Consider the following 508-nt stretch of genomic DNA (forward strand, 5'->3'; position numbering starts at 1 on the left):
AATTTTCCGGATTGGTATAATTTTCCGGATTGGTATGACACTCATTGGTCGGAGACCAAATTATCGATAGCCAGAAACGACGAAAGCCTAGTCATAAGACTAGGCTTTCTAATAAGTGGCGGAGTGGACGGGACTCGAACCCGCGACCCCCGGCGTGACAGGCCGGTATTCTAACCAACTGAACTACCACTCCGCAGTGTCTATTCAGCATAAAGCAATTTGGAGCCTGGCGATGTCCTACTCTCACATGGGGAAGCCCCACACTACCATCGGCGCTATTGTGTTTCACTTCTGAGTTCGGCATGGAATCAGGTGGGTCCACAATGCTATGGTCGCCAAGCAAATTCTGTTGTTAACTTGAATAATCAAATCAACTAAATATGGTGCTGATACCCAGACTCGAACTGGGGACCTCACCCTTACCAAGGGTGCGCTCTACCGGGCTGAGCTATATCAGCAATTCAAGAACCGTTTAAAAACGACTCTAATAATTTAAAGCCTGGCGATG

2 tRNA genes and 1 rRNA gene are annotated in these 508 nt (G+C 47.6%); all 3 read right to left on the reverse strand.

Annotated features, from left to right (window positions below):
- Positions 1-116: 116 nt before the first annotated feature.
- A tRNA-Asp gene (locus AB4384_RS23600) sits at positions 117-193 on the reverse strand.
- Positions 194-224: 31 nt separating this feature from the next.
- Positions 225-340 (reverse strand): 5S ribosomal RNA (gene rrf / locus AB4384_RS23605).
- Between the two features lie 41 nt (positions 341-381).
- A tRNA-Thr gene (locus AB4384_RS23610) sits at positions 382-458 on the reverse strand.
- Positions 459-508: the final 50 nt, after the last annotated feature.

The organism is Vibrio sp. 10N.261.51.A4, from assembly GCF_041471945.1.
Classification (GTDB): Bacteria; Pseudomonadota; Gammaproteobacteria; order Enterobacterales; family Vibrionaceae; genus Vibrio; species Vibrio crassostreae_C.